The sequence below is a fragment of the Endozoicomonas atrinae genome (genome assembly GCF_001647025.1).
In the GTDB taxonomy this organism is placed as follows: Bacteria; Pseudomonadota; Gammaproteobacteria; order Pseudomonadales; family Endozoicomonadaceae; genus Endozoicomonas; species Endozoicomonas atrinae.
This window is the reverse complement of the sequence record NZ_LUKQ02000804.1, coordinates 1-397: the sequence shown is the minus strand read 5'-3', so window position 1 is coordinate 397 and position 397 is coordinate 1. Positions and strand designations below refer to the sequence as shown.

General features: G+C 45.3%; 1 protein-coding gene. It reads left to right on the top strand.

The window, feature by feature from the left end; all coding sequences use genetic code 11:
• Nucleotides 1-397 (top strand): hypothetical protein (locus tag AK963_RS34525; RefSeq protein ID WP_175404809.1); only part of this gene is annotated, 397 nt, incomplete at both ends.

The window sequence follows — 397 nt, the reverse complement described above, 5'->3', positions numbered from 1 at the left end:
AATGTTGCCTGAGGGGCCTGCTGTTGACACCGGATGGCAAGCAGAAACCCGAGCAGGTCACACCGGATGCGGTGGTTAAGGATTATGAATGCAGTGGTTGGCTCCTCGAAAGAGCTATTTTTTATTCTCAGCTGGCATTGAATGCAAGAGAACTGAACGGCTGCCACCTGGATAATGAGACAGTATTAAAAGCGTTTGATGAAGTTCCCGGAGATCATTCTTCGAGGCAAACCGAGTATCTGATGCAAAGGTTGAAAAAACCACAGTTGTACGATGAAACCAACGAAACTCAGGATACACTTCAACAGGCCTGGCAAATCTTAAACAACGTATCGGTCAAAGACGATGAGCAACATCGACTTCAATGTATCTTAAAATTCACGGCTATGCAGTATGA